Here is a 15,840-nt window from a genome sequence, read left to right on the forward strand (position 1 = left end):
GCGTGGCTCAAGATCAATCGAGGCGGAAACGGCGTTCGGCGAAGGCATACAGGCGACGCCAGACAAACTTGTTCATCAACACGACGAACATCGACATCACGCCGATGCTGGCGATGATGAGCGGCGTGTCACCGGACTTGGTGACTGCCGAAATATAGGCACCCAGGCCATCGGCCTTGAGCGAGACATCGCCCCAGCTGGCCAGCTCGGCCACGATGGAGGCATTCCATGCGCCACCGGCTGCGGTACATGCGCCGGTCACCCAGAACGGGAAGATGGCCGGCAGGATCAGCGTCTTCCATAAATTCCAGCGCGACAGGCCATACATGCGGGCGGCTTCCTTCAAGTCATTGGGAATGGCCATGGCACCGGCGATGACGTTGAAGAGGATGTACCACTGCGTGCCCATGGCGATCAACAGGATGCTGCCCCAGTTCATGCTCACGTTGGCGGCCACGAACCAGCCCACCACCAGCGGGAAGGTCATGTTGACCGGGAAGGACGCACCGATCTGCGCCAGCGGCTGGGCGAAACGGGCAATGTGCGGCTTGGAGCCGATCCACACGCCCACCGGGGTCCAGATCAGCGTGGCAATCACGGTCATGGCCAGCACCCGCAGCATGGTCAGGAAACCCAGCCAGACGATGTGGCCGAACAGGCTCCAGCTCATGGCGCCGTGCAAGGCATCGATGGCCGCTACCAGCCCGCGCAGGGCTTCGAAGATCAGCAGGCCGCAGATCAGGCCGGTGATGACGCGCTTGGTCCAGCGTTCACGGGTGATGCGGGCCGGGGTCGGTGCGGCTGACGTGGCGGGCCGCTGGCGCGCCAGCCAGTCGCCCAGCGGCAGCCACAGTTTTTCATCGAGCCAGGTGAAGACGTAGGAACCACGCAGCAGGTCATACACCCAGGAGGTCGGCGGCGAGCTCGATTCGGTCAGTTCGATCTTGAACTTGTCGGCCCAGGCCAAGAGCGGCCGCCAGACCAGCTGGTCGCTCACCAGGATCAGCGCCAGCATGGCAATCACCGCCCACAGTGCCGCAGTATGGTCGCCCTGGTCGATGGCTTGCGCCATGTAGGAACCGAGGCCAGGCAGCTTCAGGTCCTTGTTCATGACGCTGATGGCTTCGCTTTGCGCCACGAAGAACCAGCCGCCGCCGAAGGACATCATCGAGTTCCAGATCAGGCTGTGCGCCGAGGCCGGCAGTTCCACGGTACGGAAGCGCTGCCAGGCGGTCAGGCGATAGGTGGTGGCGGCTTCCTGCATGTCGGTCGGGATGGTGACCATGGAGTGGTAGAAGCCGAATGCCATGTTCCACACCTGGCCGGTGAAGATGGCGAAGATGGCCGCGCATTCCACGCCCATCAAGCTCCCCGGGAACAGCGCCATGAAGCCGGCCACGGTGGCCGAGAGGAAACCCAGCACCGGCACCGATTGCAGGATGTCCAGCGCCGGCAGGATCAGGGCGCGCGCGCGGCGGCTCTTGGCGGCCAGGTAGCCGGTGCCGATGGCGAAGAAGAGCGAGAAAGCGAAGGCGATCCACATGCGCAGCAGCGTGCGGCCGGCGTAATAGGGGATCATGGCGGGCGAGCTGTCCACCTCCAGCTGGTCGGACGGATCGAAGTGCACCAGCATGCCTTTACCGAAGTGCAGGGCGCTCCACAGCAGGCCGAACAGCACTGCCAGCACCAGCGCATCGATCCAGCCGAAGCCAGGCTTGACTTCTTCATAGGCCGTCAGTTGCGGCGAGGTGGTCTTCATTGTCATGGCGGTGAGGCTGGATGGCGGGTTTGGCGGTAATGGCGGTGTTGGCGATGATGGCTGGGCAAGGCGTTCAGGTGCGCATGGATCGGTCGTGTGCGATCAATCCGATCGCTCAACGGTCTGATTCCGTGCAACAGGCGGCCCCCGAGACCGGCGGCGCAACTGTAGCAAGAAATTCTGACAGTTTCTTGACCAGCTTGTCGGGGCCGAAATTTGGTTCTTCCCCGGAAGGGATGTTGTGGCTCAACGCGTCAGAGAGGAGAAAGGCTGACGTTCATCGACTTGGAGAGTTGAAATGGAGTTGAAAGTGGTGTGGGACCAGGATGGGGCGACTATTCGTCTTCATACCGGTCAATTCGAAAGGCTCGGTCTCAAACCGGGCGATCATCTGCGCATAGAGCGCTCTTCTCAAGGGATGATATTGCGGCCGCTGCGCCGACGGCCCAGATATGCGCTGGCCGAATTGGTTCTTCAATGCGATCCGGGTGTACCTGAATCGACCGATACCAAGGCTTGGTCTCAGCTTTTCCCAATTGGGCGAGAGTTTGGTTGAATTTTAGAATGGTGCTATCGATTTCGATCCGAATCGTGTCGCGGTGTCCCCAGCAAAAAGCCGCCCTGTTTTCACAGGGCGGCTTCTCACATCCGATTGAAAGATCCTTTCAGTTGGGGGCGCTTCCCTTACTGCGGTCCCTTCCGTGGAATCATCGTCCACATCGTCAACCCGCTCAGCAACAGCAAGCCCGCCAGGATATACAGCGCAATATCGATATTGCCCATGCGTGTCTTGACCAGCCCGATCAGCCAGGGGCTGACGATGCCGCTGGTGATGCCCACGCTGGAGATGAAGGCGATGCCCGGCGCGATGGTCTGGGCCGGCAGCAGGCCCGGCGGCAGCGACCAGAAAATCGGCAGGGCCGCAAAGATCAGCACCGCCGCGATCGACAGCAAGCCCAGCGACACCGCCAGGCTGGACGGATGCAAGGTCAGCGCCGCCAGCGCCAGCGCGCCGCCGGTGGTGCAGACCAGGAAGTGCCCGTGGCGCTCGTTGCGGCGATCCGAGCGGCGCGCAATGAGGATCAGGCCGATGGCGCCGATGGCGTTGGGAATGACCGTGTAGAGCGAGACCTGCACCACATCCTTGATGCCGAAGTCGCGGATCATCAGCGGCATCCAGAAGTTCAGGGTGAGCGAACCGCAGGTGAGCGCAAAGTAGATGAAGGCGAACAGGTAGGTCGGCCGATGCGACAGCGCCTGCTTGAGTGCCGCCAGCGAGTGCGCGCTCACGTGATGGGTGCGCAGCGCTTCCTGGCTCTGGCGGTTCAGCAGGAAACTGCGCTCCTGGGGCGTAAGCCAGCTGGCCTGCGCCGGTCCGTCGGCCAGCAGGAAGATCACCAGCAAGCCAAGCACCACCGCCGGTGCCCCTTCGATGGCGAACATCCATTGCCAGCCGTAGAGGCCCATGAGCCCCGCCATGTCGCGCATGATCCAGCCCGAGACCAGCCCGCCCAGCACCCCGGCCACCGCTACCCCGGCAAAGAAGATCGCCATCACCGCCGCGCGGCGCCGCGCCGGGAACCAGTAGCTGAGATAGAGCACGATGCCGGGGAAGAAGCCCGCCTCGAAGACGCCCAGCAGGAAGCGCAGCACGTAGAAGTGCGTGGCATCGCTCACCGCCATCATCCCCACCGAGGCCAGGCCCCACAGCACCATGATGCGCGAGAAGGTGCGTCGCGCGCCAAAGCGTGCCAGCAGCATGTTGCTGGGTACCTCGCAGAGCACGTAGCCGACGTAGAAGACGGCCGCGCCGAGGCCATACATGGCATCGCTGAAGCCAAGGTCCTGCTTCATCTGCAACTGGGCGAAGCCGATGTTGATGCGGTCCAGGAAGGAGACCACGTAGCAGATGAAAAGAAAGGGAATGATGCGCAGCCAGACCTTGCGATAGATGGCGTCTTCGGCCGCCACACTGAGATCGGGTGAGGAAGGGGCAGCCAGCGTGCCGGCGCCCTGGGATGGGGTCATCATGAATGTCTCCGTTGTGTAGGCGCCTCGGGTGGCGCTCTTGTTGACGTGGATGTGGATGTGGGTGAAGGGGGCCTGGCTCAGGCCGCTTCGGCAAGGGCGGCTGGCGCGACGGTTGCGCGCGCGCGCTGCATGGCCTCGATCAACAGCGCATGCCCGCCGATGTGATTGCACAGCAGCAGGATCAGGCGCGCATTGACTTCCTGGCTGGCGGCGTCGTCCAGGCCGCGATGCATGTCGATCAGGGCTTCATAGAAATCGTCCGGACGGTCCAGGTTGGGTGCGGTGTTCAGGTTCACGGGAGTCTCCTTGATATCGGGTTTGTTCAGCGCGAGGCTTGTCAGGCCGCATCCAGTACCGGCGCGGCCAGTGCACCCTGGCGGTGCCCGGTCGCCCGCAGCAGGGCCTCGGCCAGTGCCGCGGCGTCGACCTTGCGCCAGGCGGCGCAGATGTGCTGGTCGGGACGGATCAGGTAGCAGGTCTGCGGCTGCGCGTCGTAGCGTTGCGCAGCCAGGCCGTCGATGTCCTGCACCTGGCGCGCGTCCTGCCCCAAAGCCGAAAGCGCGGCGCGATCCTCGGCCGTGGCGTCGGCGCTGCTGACGAAGAGCAGGCGCAGCGGTACGCTGCCTTCGCACAGTGATTGCAGGGCTTGTCGCTGTGCCTCGGACAGTTCGGCGGGCGCGGCGAACATCATGGCCACGAACTGGTCGCCCAGCTGGGGCAGCAGCCAACCCGGACCGGTACTGGTCAGCACCGGCGCATCGGTGCAGGGCGCACCCGCCTGCATGGCCCCGCTGAAGGGCGCACTGGCGGGAGTGTTCAGGGGCGAGCCATGCAGCGTGGCCGGCAGGGACAGGCGGCCGCTGTTGACCAGGCGGCGTGCAAAGTCATGTTCGCGCGCCAGGGCCAGTACGGCATCGCGGAAGCATTTGCTCACCGCACTCTTGGGAGTGATGAAGTCGGTGGCGCGGGTGGAGTTGAGCAGGTTTTCGTCGGCGGCAACTTCGCGCTCGCTGGCGTAGCTGTCCAGCAGGCTTTCCGGTGCCTTGCCCTGCAGAACGTAGGCCAGCTTCCAGGCCAGGTTCTCCGCATCCTGCACGCCACTGTTGGCGCCGCGCGCACCGAAGGGCGAAACGCAATGCGCGGCATCGCCCACGAACAGCACGCGGCCATGGCGGAAGCGATCCATGCGCACGCAGGAGAAGGTGTAGACGCTGACCCACTCCAGCGAGAATTTCACATCCTTGCCCAGCAGCGCCTGCACGCGCGGGATCACGCGTTCGGGCGTCTTCTCCAGCACCGGGTCGGCATCCCAGCCGAGCTGGAAATCGATGCGCCACACATCGTCAGGCTGGCGATGCAGCAGCACCGACTGGTTGGGATGGAAGGGCGGATCGAACCAGAACCAGCGTTCGGCCGGGAAGGGGGCTTCCATCTTGACGTCGGCGATGAGGAAGCGATCGCGGAAGGTGTGGCCCACGCTCTCCAGTCCCATCATCTTGCGCAGGGGACTGCGCGAGCCGTCGGCGGCCACCACGTAGCGCGCCTTGAGGGTATAGCTGCCAGCGGGGGTGTCGACCGTCAGCGCTTCATGATCGCCCTGGTGGGTGATGCCGCTGACCTTGCTCTTCCAGCGCAGTTCGATCTGCGGGTACTGGCTGGCTTCTTCCAGCAGGTAGCCTTCCAGGTAGTACTGCTGCAGGTTGATGAAGGCAGGACGGGCATGGCCGGCTTCCGGCAGCAGGTCGAATTCGTAGATGGCCTGGTCGCGCAGGAAGACTTTGCCGCGATTCCATCCCACCCCTTTGTCCACCATGCGCTGGCCGCAGCCGATGCGGTCAAGGATGTCCAGTGTGCGCTTGGCAAAGCAGATCGCGCGCGATCCGACGGAAAGCATGTCGTCGTCGTCCACCACCACGACGGGGATGCCTTGTCGCGCCAGGTCGATGGCGCTGACCAGGCCGACCGGCCCGGCGCCGATGACGACCACCGGATGCACGGGAGCAGCGTCGCTGCGGGTTTGTTCCAGGCAGGGCTGGAAGGAGAAGCGCTGCTGCTGGTAATCGATGGCTGGGTTTTCGTTCATGGGTTGTCTCCTCGCTATCCTCTATGGGGTTGTTGGGATCAGGCTTGCAATGCGGCCCACATTTCCTTGTCGCGCTCGGCGGTCCAGATGCGCGGATGGGCGATGCCGGAGGCTTCGTCGTAGGCGCGCGTGACGTCGAAGGGCAGGCAGTGCTCGTAGATGAAGACCTGGCCGAACTTGGGATCCATCAACTGCCGGGTATGGGCCATGGCTTCCTTCAGGCCCATCCTGGCGGCGACCGCTTCGCGTCCGGCACGCAGCAGGGTGGACACGAAATCCTTGGTGTAGGCGATGCCTTGCTCGACTTGCGCACGTCCGCGCAACGCCGGTCCGCGACCCGGTACCAGGGCTTCGGGCTGCAGGGCGGCCAGGGCGTCGAGGGTGGCCGGCCAGGGTTCGAGCTGGGCATCGCCGCAGTAGCAGGCGGCGTCGTATTCCACCAGGTCGCCCGAGAACAGGACCTTCTGGCCGGGTAGCCACACCACCGTATCGCCCTTGGTGTGGCCGGCGCCGAGATGGGCGATCTTCACTTCCAGCTTGCCCATGAACAGCGTCATTTCCTTCTCGAACACCAGGGTCGGCCAGGTCAGGCCGGGCACCGTCTCCACCCCGGCAAACAGACGCGGGAAGCGTTCGATCTCGGACTTCATGTCAGCCTCGCCGCGCTCGACGATCATCTCGTAGGTGCCGCGGCTGGCGATGACCTGCTCGCCGCCCTCCTTGAAATAAGCCGACGCGCCCAGCACGCGCACCGCGTGATAGTGGGTCAGCACCACGTACTTGATGGGCAGGTCGGTGACGCTGCGGATGCGCGCGATGAGGTCCTGCGCCATGGCCGGGGTGGCGGTGGTATCGATGACCATCACGCTGTCGTCGCCGATGATGACGCCGGAATTGGGATCGCCCTCGGCGGTGTACGCGTAGGCGTTTTCCGAGATGCGTTCAAAGGTGATCTTCTTGGCGTCGAGATCCGCCTGGGATGCAAAAGCCTTGGCCATGTCTGCCTCGTTCAGTAACAGTTTGGGTGGGGACGCGGCTGGACATGGCTTGCGCCATCGGGGGAGGTCTCCGTCCAACCCGTCATGGATCAATGCGGGTCAAATCTTGTTGTTGATACCTGCCGTGAGCAGGTTGATGGCATCTTAGTGAGCGTCTTTTGATTAGTCAATGGCAAAGATGCTTGTCAGAGATTAATTGACGTTTTCTGCACCAAGGCCAGTTCTTGCTGCGCTGCAAGCCAGTTCGATTAGAATCCGGGTGTGACGCCGCATGCCGCATGCGCATGCGGCACTGCTGCTGTGCATAGTCAGCAGCCCAAATCATCAATCTTGGAATTCCCGGATGAGCGCATCTCCCGCAAAGACACAACGTGGCATCCAGAGTGTGGAAGTGGCCGGCCGCCTGTTGCAGGCCCTGGCCCTGGCGCGCCAGCCCTTGCCGCTGGTGGCGCTGGCGGCCGCGGCCGAATTGTCCTCGGCGCAAGCCCACACCTACCTGGTGAGCCTGCTGCGGCTGGGCCTGATCAAGCGTACCCCCGGCGATGGCCACTACGAGCCCGGCCCGCTGGCCTTGCGCCTGGGCATGGCGCGCCTGGCCCAGGAGCCCGCCTACCGCCTGGCCCTGCCGCAGGTGCAGCAGCTGAGCCAGGATACGGGCCTGAGCGTGGCGATCAGCTTGCCCACGCCGGCCGGACCGACCATCGTGCACTATGCCCATGCCGGCAAGCCGCTGCATGTGAACTTGCACGTGGGCACCGTGATGGCCTTGTCCGATACCGCCACCGGGCGCGCCTATTGCGCCTATGTCCCTTTCGCTGCCTGGCAGGGTGTGTGGGAGGTGCAGCATCCGGGAGTCGCCAAAAGCCAGCTCAGGCATTTCCACGAAGAACTCGATGCCATCCGCAAGCGCGGCATGGAGCGGGCGGTCGACTTGCCCAGTCCGGGTGTGACCAGCCTGTGCATGCCCCTGCTCGATGCGCAGCAGCAGTTGCTATTGCTGGTCACCGTCATCGGCAGCAGCGGCGTGATCGATGCCGGCTGGCGCGGCACGGTCGCGCGCCAGTTGCGCGGCTGCATCGAGGCCATCGCGGCCACCCTGCCCGACACCGAAGAGGAGGCCGCATGAAGACTTCCACCCCCTTGCCCATGCCCGAAGACGACCAGGACGGCACGCGCAGCCAGCGCGGCATCCAGTCGCTCGACAGCACGGGCGCATTGCTGGAAGCCTTGCTGGAGGCCGGCCGGCCACTCCCGCTGGGCGACCTGGCGCGACTGGCCGGCATGCCGGCGGCCAAGGCCTTCCCGCACCTGGTGAGCCTGCAGAAGATCGGTTTGCTCTCGCGTGACGCCCAGGGCAATTTCTTCCCCGGTGCACTCAGTCTCGACCTGGGCCTGGCCGCCTTGCAACGGCTCTCGCCGCTGCGCGAGGCCGAGGCCGAAGTGGCGACCCTGGCGCAGGCGACCGGCCTGTCGGTGGCGCTGGCCGTGGTCGGTCCGCTGGGGCCGACCGTGGTGCGGCTGGAGGAATCCTCCCGGCCGCAGCATGTGAGCCTGCGCATCGGGACTGTGCTATCGATGGTGCATACCGCCATCGGCCGTGTCTGCGCGGCGCATTTGCCGCCGGACATGCTGGCCGGGGCCCTGGCCATGGATGCGATCCGCATGGAAGGCGCGCAGCCCGACAGCGTCGCCCATGCCGATGGCAGCCTGCGCCACGACTACGCCGAACGACTGCGCCAGATCCGCGAGCAGGCGATGGACCAGGCCTTGGGCCGACCTGTACCGGGTATCCACACCTTGGCCGCACCGGTGTTCAATCACGCGGGACAGCTGGCGCTGGTGATGGCCATCATGGGCAGCAGCGGCAGTTTCGATACTGCCCTGGAGGGAGATGCGGCACTGCTGCTGCGGGCAGCTGCGCAATCGGTGTCGTGGCGGCTTGGCGCAGTCGAGCCGGCCATGGCGGCCATGCGCGGGTGAGCGCTCAACTCGTTTATATCGCTTATATCGCTTATATCGTTTATATCGTTTGCAGGATATTCAGCTTGCCGTAGTGCGGCTCTCCAGGATGGCCTGGACCCGTTGCATTAGGCCATCCATCTTGAACGGCTTGGTCAGCAACTGCATGCCCGCCGGCAGGTGGCCGTTGCCGAAGGCGGCGTTTTCCGCATAGCCGGTGATGAAGAGCACCTGCAGTTCCGATCGCGCAGCGCGCGCTGCATCGGCCACCTGGCGGCCATTGAGTCCGCCCGGCAATCCCACATCGGTGATGAGCAGGTCGATGCGCGCGGCCGAATGCAGCAGGCGCAGCGCAGTCGGCCCATCCTCGGCCTGCAGGGCCGTATAGCCGGCCTCGGTGAGGACTTCGGCCACCAGCAGGCGAATCGGCGCTTCGTCGTCTACCACCAGCACCACTTCGCCCCTGCCGGCGGCCCCTGGCGCACTGGCCGGTTCAATTTCCTCCGCTCGTGCCTCCTGCAGGTGGCGCGGCAGGTAGAGCGACACCGTGCTGCCCCGGCCCACTTCCGAATAGAGCCTCACCTGGCCGCCCGACTGGCGCGCAAAGCCATACACCATGGACAGGCCCAAACCGGTGCCTTCGCCGATGGGCTTGGTGGTGAAGAAGGGATCGAAGGCCCGTGCCAAAACATCGGGTGGCATGCCGGTTCCGTTATCGGTCACCGAGATACAGACATACTCCCCGGCCGGGAGATCGCGTTCCTGCGCCCATTTGTCGTCCAGCCATTTGTTGGCGGTTTCGATGGTCAGGCGGCCGCCATCGGGCATGGCGTCGCGCGCATTGATGCACAGGTTCAGCAGGGCGCTTTCCAGTTGCGGGCCATCGACGAAGGTCGGCCACAGCGCTACTGCGGTCACCACTTCCAGCGTGATGGCCGGGCCGATGGTACGGCGGATCAGTTCTTCCATGCCGCTGATCAAGACGTTGACGTTGGTGGGGCTCGGTGCCAGCGTCTGCCGGCGCGCGAAGGCCAGCAGCCGTTGCGTGAGGGAGGCCGCACGCTGCGCGCTGCGCGCAGCCAGGTCGATGTAGCGGAACAGTTCGTCGCCGCGTCCCTGCACCAGCCGCACCCGCATCAGGTCCAGGCTGCCGGTGATGCCGCCCAGCAGGTTGTTGAAGTCATGCGCCAGGCCGCCGGTGAGCTGGCCGATGGCTTCGATCTTCTGCGAATGGCGCAGCGCTTCTTCCGTGGCCATCAGCTCTTTGGTGCGTGCGCTGACCTCGGCTTCCAGCGACTCGTTGATCTCGCGCAGGCGCGCCTCGCTGGCGGCCAGCGCCTGCTGGTTGCGGATGCGTTCAAAGGCCGCGCGCGCCTGCTCGCTCACATCGCGCACGATGGCCAGTTCATTGTCGGTCCACGTGCGGGGCACGTTGCTGCTGACGTGCACGACGCCGACCAGTTCGCCGCCCTCGATGAGCGGTACGTCCATATAGGAAGCCACGCCGCAGGCACGGTGCTGCTCTTTCACGCTGGCTGCGCGGGCGTCGTGATCGATATGGCCGACCAGGACCACGCTACCGCTGCGCAGGGTTTGTGACAGGCGCCGCTCATCGTGCAAGGCCAGTGCGGCCGCACCGTTCTCATCAGGATGGAAACTCCACTGGCCCAGTTCCTGTACCTGCAGCTGCGGTCCCAGTGTCTTGTAGCTGACCCAGCGCGCGGTGAGGGCATCGCCGATGACGTGGGCAGCTGCGCGGGCCACGTCGGTCAGCGAACCGGCTGCGCGGATCGCTTCGGCCAGGCGGAACAGGGCATGCTGGCGTGCCTCGCTGTTCTTGCGCTCGGTGACGTCGCGGGTGGTGCCGGCCACGGCCTCGACTTCGCCATCCGGGCCGAGGACGGGGAAGATGATGTAGTCATAGATGCGTCGGCCGAAGGTGCCGTTGAAAGGGACATCGCCACGCACCGGGCGCTTGGTGGCACGCACCTGTTCGATTTCGCGGCTGTGCATCTCGGCATGCCAGGGCTCGTAGCCCAGTTCCAGGCAATTCTTGCCGATGGCTTCCTCCCAGGTCTTGCCCCACATCTGCAGCAGCACGCGGTTGGCGTAGGTGAAGCGGTGATTCAGGTCCCAGGCATAGGCCAGGTCAGGTGTCGTGGAAAGGAAGGTTTCATAGAATCGCCGTCGCTGTTCGTGCAGCGTGCGCTCCGAGGGAGGCTCCGGGTCCGGCGCACAGGCAGGCAAGCACTCGCGTAGGCTGGCCGAGACGCCCTGCGCTTGCGGGCTGCAGATCACTTCAAAGGAAATCGCCAGGCCTGGCGGTGAATAAACGCACTGTCGGCATTGGCCGTCGGCCAGGGTGGCGCGCAGTTGCGCCTCCAGCAAGCTGCCGGCCAGGCCAGGAAAAGCCTCCCACAGCATTGCGCCCGGGAGCGTGTGCGTCCCATCCTGGCGCCGGCCCAGCACGCTCGTAGCGGCATCATCCAGGTAGACCAGTTGCCAGCGGGCATCGACGGCGAAATACGCGGCCACAGGGACTGCGGGAACGGCTGATCCGGCGGTGGGCGGCGAGAGATCAGCACGACGGGAAAACTCGGACATGGCGGACCTTGATTTCTGATGTCGCCTGATTGTAGATGAGCCTTTGTGAGGAAGCTGTAGGACAAGGACGCAATTTGGGTGTTTGCGCAGGCAGATGTTGCCAGAGCTCATCCTTTCCTGCCCGATGCGGCAAGCCAGGCTGAACGTTGCGTTCCGGCTGCTTGCGGTTGAGCACCTGATCGCCCGGAAAGCGGGGATACATCAGGCTTTTCCTGAGTTTGGGAAGCCCCGCACGCGCCTATAATCGAAGCCGTCACAACAAATGCTTGCATAGGGTGATGCCGGCCCTCATGGCTCCCTGGCTGCGGCGAAAAAGTAGAAAAGGCACAGAGCACAGGATGTCTGCTTCCTCATTGATGAGCATGGTGCGCCGTTACTGGCGCGTGGACTATGATCAGCCCGAGCTGCTCATCGCGCAGTACCGTGCGTTCTCCGGCAAGATGCCGATGATGTACCTGATCCTGCTGATCAACAGCTGGGCACTGGCACAGACCTATTACCCGCTGGCACCTTATTGGCTCAGCCTGTATTTCCCGGCGATGCTCACGGTGCTGTGCGTGACGCGCCTGACCTTCTGGTGGCGCGGCCGCCTCGTCGATCCCACCCCTGGCATGGCCGCCAATGCGCTCAAGCGCACCAGTTTCCTGGCGGCGCCCATTGCGCTCAGTTTCTCGCTGTGGTCGGTGATGCTGTTTCCCTACGGCGACAGTTATGCCCAGGCCCATGTCGCTTTCTACATGGGCATCACCGTCATCTGCTGCATCTTCTGTTTGATGTACCTGCGCTCGGCGGCCTTGTCGGTGGCGTTGATCGTCAATGGCATCTTCACGGTCTTCTTCCTCTCCACCCATATTCCGACCTTCGTGGCAGCGGCACTGAACGTGGTGCTGGTGACCATCGGCATGCTGGCCATCGTCAACAGCCATTACAGCGATTTCGTCCGGCTCATCGATGCCCAGGTCAAGACGACCTTGCTGGGCAACGAGAACCTGCGCCTGGCCAACCTCGATTCGCTCACGCAGATTCCCAACCGGCGCAAGTTCTTCGCCCAGCTCAACGAGATCTGTACCCGGGCTACCGCGAGCGGCCAGCGTTTTGCGGTTGCCATCCTCGACCTCGACGGGTTCAAAGCCGTCAATGACCTCTATGGTCATACCCATGGTGACCAGCTGCTGGTGGAAGTGGGCCAACGCCTCACCGCCGTCTGCCAGGACGATCATTTCCACCTGGCGCGCCTGGGCGGCGACGAGTTTTCCATCATCATCGATGCCGACCTCAGCGATGAGGCCCTGCAGCAATTCGGCGGCCGCATCTGCGATGCCTTGCGCCGGCCCTTCGTGCTCTACAAGGCGACGGTACAGATTGCCGCTTCGGTGGGCGTGGCCACTTTTCCCGACATGGCCGTGGACGCCAGTTCGCTCTATGAGCACGCCGACTATGCGCTGTACCAGGGCAAGCGCGAGCGGCGCGGGACCGTGACGCTTTTTTCCGAAAAGGACAAGGCCCAGATCCAGCGCAATGCCAATATCGAACAAGCCTTGCGCCTGGCCGACTTCGATCGCGAACTGTCGGTGTTCTTCCAGCCCATCGTGCGCCTGGAGGATTGCCAGCCGATCGCCTTCGAAGCCCTGGCGCGCTGGCACAGTGCCGTCAAGGGGACGGTGGCCCCCATGGAGTTCATCCCGGCGGCCGAGCGCATGGGCATCATCAACCAGTTGAGCGTGATCCTGCTGAAGAAGGCGCTGCAGGCTGCTGCAACCTGGCCGCCCGACATCCGCCTGTCGTTCAACCTGTCGGCCAATGACATCAATACCAGCGAAGGGATGGCGCAGATCGTGCAGGTGATTACCCACTCGGGGATGTGTCCTTCGCGGCTCGACCTGGAGATCACTGAAACGGCGGTGCTGCAGGACCTGGAAAAATCCAGCCAATTGGTGAGTACCCTGCGCCAGCTGGGCTGCGGCATCACGCTCGATGATTTCGGCACCGGCTATGCCAGCCTGAGTCACTTGCACGCACTGCCGCTCACACGCATCAAGATCGACAAGAGCTTCGTGGCCGACATCGAGCACAATGCGGTGAGCCACAAGATCGTCAAATCCTTGCTCGCGCTCACGCATGACATGCAGCTGGCCTGTGTGGTGGAAGGGGTGGAAACGCCGGCGCACCTGCAGAGCCTGCGCGAGCTTGGCGCGCTGTACGGGCAGGGCTACCTGTTCTCGGTGCCGCTGGCAGCCGGGCAGGTGCAGGCGTGGATGGAGGCCCGGCAAGCCGGTTCCCTTCAGCGCGAGCCGTCCTTGCGCTGACGCGCCGCATCGAAGTCCATGCCGCTGGCGCGATAGACTTCCTGCAAGGCGTTGAGGATGTGCGGATCGCGTGTGCTCACCAGCAGCAGCGCTTCGCAAGACCAGAAAACTTCCTGCCTGCCTGCTCCCACGTTGGGATCGTCGCGGCTGCCCAGCATGTCCATCCAGCTGCTGTCGAAATGCACATCAGTTTCCTTGTATTCAAGGATGAAGTTGCCGCTGGACGGCCCGGCCTCATCATCCATCACCCGCAATTCCATCTGCTCCCGGGTGAGGCCCCGTTCGCGCAAGGCGTCATAGGCGCGTTGTGCGCTGGCCAGCGTAGGGAAGGGAAAGGCGGCCACGGTCGGTTCCTGCGTCGTCATCGGATTCTCCTTGGGCTGCTGTTGCGGATGCGAAGCCGGAGCGGTCGCAGCGCGTCCGGCCAACGCGCTACACCTTGGCCTTTTGGCCCGGTGTGGCCGAGCGCACCAGGAAGTCACGGGTAACCGTGGGGAGGTGGTTGAGCATCCAGCTGCTCATGGCTTTTTCCTGTTCCAGGATCGCCTGGCAGATGCGCTCGGTCTCGCTGTCACCCGCTTCGCGCGCCGCCGCGATGAGTGAGGTGTAGCAGGCGATTTCAAGATTCTCGAACACATAGCCTGCAATGGCCCCCTTGACGATCTCATCGTGCTGGGTCATGCCGCCTGCCGCTTGGGCGAAGGCGGTCATGCGCCCCGCCATGTCCTTGAAGAGGGAGGCGCTGCCGTTGAGCCGCTTGATGCATCCCTCCACCAGTTCCTGCTGGCCGAGGGTTTCCTGCAGGTGCGACTCCAGCCGCGCTTTCAGTTCGGGATAGTGATCGATGCGGCTGGCCTGGGCCTTGAGCATGTGTTCAGCCTGCTGTTCCATGGCGTGGGCATCCTTGAGCCAGGCCAGCAGGTTTTCGTTGACGTCGGTAGTCATCGCGTTCTCCTTGTCGGGTTCCGGGGCAGGTGGCGCGTTGCCTGTGCAACGCGCACACCTCTGCAGGAGCGGGGCTCAGGGCTTCTTGGCTTTGAGGTTCATCTCCGGATCGGCCGAGCCAATCTCGGCGCCGGTCAGCGGTTCACCGTCCTGGGCCGAGGCGGTGCGGGCCGCCATCTGGTCCAGCATGGCCTGCTCCTCGGCACCGAGTTCCACGGTGGCCTGGCCGTCGCCGCCATCGACCGGGGTCAAAGCATCGGCGCCATCCAGGCGCTCCCACTGCTTGCCGTCATTCCATGGACCAGTCTGTTCGCCCAGACCTTGCGAGAGATTGACGTAGACCTTGGAGAAGCGCGGATCGCCAGGCATTTTTCCCGGCGGGAAGTTTGGGCGGATCGAATAGAGCGCTTTTTCAAACGACTTCTGGTGGGCAATCTCGCGCGTCATCAGGAAGCCCAGCGCTTCTTTCACACCCGGATCGTCGGTGAGGTTGATCAGGCGTTCATAGACGATCTTGGCGCGCGCCTCGGCGGCGATGTTGGAGCGCAGGTCGGCAGTGGGCTCGCCGATGGTGTCGATGTAGGCAGCGCTCCAGGGTACGCCGGCTGAATTGACCAGCGGTGCGCCGGCCCCATAGAGGACCTGGGTGATATGGCTGTCGTTGCCGGCACCGGTGATTTCCTTGTAGAGGATGCCTTCTTCTTCCACGCCTTCGGCCAGCTTGCCCTTGGCGCCCTTGTTGAGCATGACCACGATGTTGCCGATCACTTCCAGGTGGCTCAGTTCTTCGGTGGCGATGTCGAAGAGCATGTCCTTGCGGCCGGGATCATCTTCGGCGATGGCCTGGGTGAAGTAGCGGCAGGCAGCGGCCAGTTCGCCTTGCGGGCCGCCGAATTGTTCCAGCATCAGATTGGCCAGCCCGGGATTGGGGCCGGCGACGCGTACCGTGTATTGCAGGCGTTTGTTGTGAGCGAACATGTCGGACTCCTTGTCGAGGTCGAGGGATTGAACGGGGAGAAAGCTGGACGTGAATGCGTCACCGTGTGGCGAGCGAGCCATTTGTCCAGCAGAGACTTCATGCTAGGAGGCGAGTGCTCAGCCATACCATCGGCATGAGCGGAAAACATGCGGTGATCGGTAACGATGAAACGTGTC

The 15,840-nt window shown here is 63.9% G+C and carries 13 protein-coding genes; 4 read left to right on the forward strand and 9 right to left on the reverse strand.

Going from position 1 to position 15,840, the window contains the following annotated elements:
• Positions 1–13: 13 nt before the first annotated feature.
• Positions 14–1,759 carry an ABC transporter permease subunit gene (locus FYB76_RS07425; RefSeq protein WP_154133226.1) on the reverse strand — a complete coding sequence of 582 codons (1,746 nt, stop codon included), beginning with the start codon at positions 1,757–1,759 and terminating at the stop codon, positions 14–16.
• A gap of 298 nt (positions 1,760–2,057) precedes the next feature.
• Between FYB76_RS07425 and FYB76_RS07430 the strand changes: the two genes are divergently transcribed.
• Positions 2,058–2,315 (forward strand): PbsX family transcriptional regulator, encoded by a 258-nt coding sequence (locus tag FYB76_RS07430; RefSeq protein WP_154133194.1) that lies wholly within the window; start codon positions 2,058–2,060, stop codon positions 2,313–2,315.
• 128 nt (positions 2,316–2,443) lie between these two features.
• On the opposite strand, the gene FYB76_RS07435 is transcribed toward FYB76_RS07430, so the two are convergent.
• The 4 genes from FYB76_RS07435 to FYB76_RS07450 form a co-directional block, all read right to left on the reverse strand.
• Positions 2,444–3,790 carry an MFS transporter gene (locus FYB76_RS07435; RefSeq protein WP_154133195.1) on the reverse strand — a complete coding sequence of 449 codons (1,347 nt, stop codon included), beginning with the start codon at positions 3,788–3,790 and terminating at the stop codon, positions 2,444–2,446.
• Positions 3,791–3,867: 77 nt separating this feature from the next.
• Positions 3,868–4,086, reverse strand: coding sequence for a DUF2783 domain-containing protein (locus tag FYB76_RS07440; protein WP_088756464.1), 219 nt, complete (start codon positions 4,084–4,086; stop codon positions 3,868–3,870).
• A 41-nt stretch (positions 4,087–4,127) separates the two neighbouring features.
• The gene (locus FYB76_RS07445; protein ID WP_154133196.1) at positions 4,128–5,873 is read right to left on the reverse strand and encodes an FAD-dependent oxidoreductase; all 1,746 of its coding nucleotides are present in this window, start codon (positions 5,871–5,873) and stop codon (positions 4,128–4,130) included.
• A gap of 38 nt (positions 5,874–5,911) precedes the next feature.
• On the reverse strand, positions 5,912–6,871 hold the full coding sequence (locus tag FYB76_RS07450; RefSeq protein ID WP_088756462.1) for an MBL fold metallo-hydrolase: 960 nt from the start codon (positions 6,869–6,871) through the stop codon (positions 5,912–5,914).
• Between the two features lie 343 nt (positions 6,872–7,214).
• Between FYB76_RS07450 and FYB76_RS07455 the strand changes: the two genes are divergently transcribed.
• Both FYB76_RS07455 and FYB76_RS07460 read left to right on the forward strand, forming a co-directional pair.
• Positions 7,215–7,997: an IclR family transcriptional regulator gene (locus FYB76_RS07455; protein WP_154133197.1), complete on the forward strand. Its 783-nt coding sequence runs from the start codon at positions 7,215–7,217 to the stop codon at positions 7,995–7,997.
• A complete protein-coding gene (locus tag FYB76_RS07460) occupies positions 7,994–8,851 on the forward strand; it encodes an IclR family transcriptional regulator (protein WP_154133198.1) in 858 nt (285 codons plus the stop codon). The genes FYB76_RS07455 and FYB76_RS07460 overlap by 4 nt, the downstream gene beginning before the upstream one ends.
• A 60-nt stretch (positions 8,852–8,911) precedes the next feature.
• On the opposite strand, the gene FYB76_RS07465 is transcribed toward FYB76_RS07460, so the two are convergent.
• Complete coding sequence (locus FYB76_RS07465) at positions 8,912–11,434, reverse strand: ATP-binding protein (protein WP_154133199.1); 2,523 nt, start codon at positions 11,432–11,434, stop codon at positions 8,912–8,914.
• Positions 11,435–11,772: 338 nt separating this feature from the next.
• Here FYB76_RS07465 and FYB76_RS07470 point away from each other — a divergent pair, with 338 nt between their 5' ends.
• Positions 11,773–13,740, forward strand: coding sequence for a bifunctional diguanylate cyclase/phosphodiesterase (locus tag FYB76_RS07470; protein ID WP_088756458.1), 1,968 nt, complete (start codon positions 11,773–11,775; stop codon positions 13,738–13,740).
• Here the strand turns inward: FYB76_RS07470 and FYB76_RS07475 are convergent.
• From FYB76_RS07475 to FYB76_RS07485, 3 genes are all read right to left on the reverse strand, one after another.
• Positions 13,716–14,105 carry a hypothetical protein gene (locus FYB76_RS07475; RefSeq protein ID WP_088756457.1) on the reverse strand — a complete coding sequence of 130 codons (390 nt, stop codon included), beginning with the start codon at positions 14,103–14,105 and terminating at the stop codon, positions 13,716–13,718. The genes FYB76_RS07470 and FYB76_RS07475 overlap by 25 nt on opposite strands.
• A gap of 67 nt (positions 14,106–14,172) precedes the next feature.
• Positions 14,173–14,685, reverse strand: a complete 513-nt coding sequence (locus FYB76_RS07480) for a ferritin-like domain-containing protein (RefSeq protein ID WP_154133200.1) — start codon at positions 14,683–14,685, stop codon at positions 14,173–14,175.
• 75 nt (positions 14,686–14,760) lie between these two features.
• A complete protein-coding gene (locus FYB76_RS07485; RefSeq protein ID WP_088756455.1) occupies positions 14,761–15,663 on the reverse strand; it encodes a manganese catalase family protein in 903 nt (300 codons plus the stop codon).
• Between the last annotated feature and the right edge of the window lie 177 nt (positions 15,664–15,840).

The organism is Herbaspirillum sp. CAH-3, from assembly GCF_009668275.1.
Classification (GTDB): Bacteria; Pseudomonadota; Gammaproteobacteria; order Burkholderiales; family Burkholderiaceae_D; genus Herbaspirillum; species Herbaspirillum aquaticum.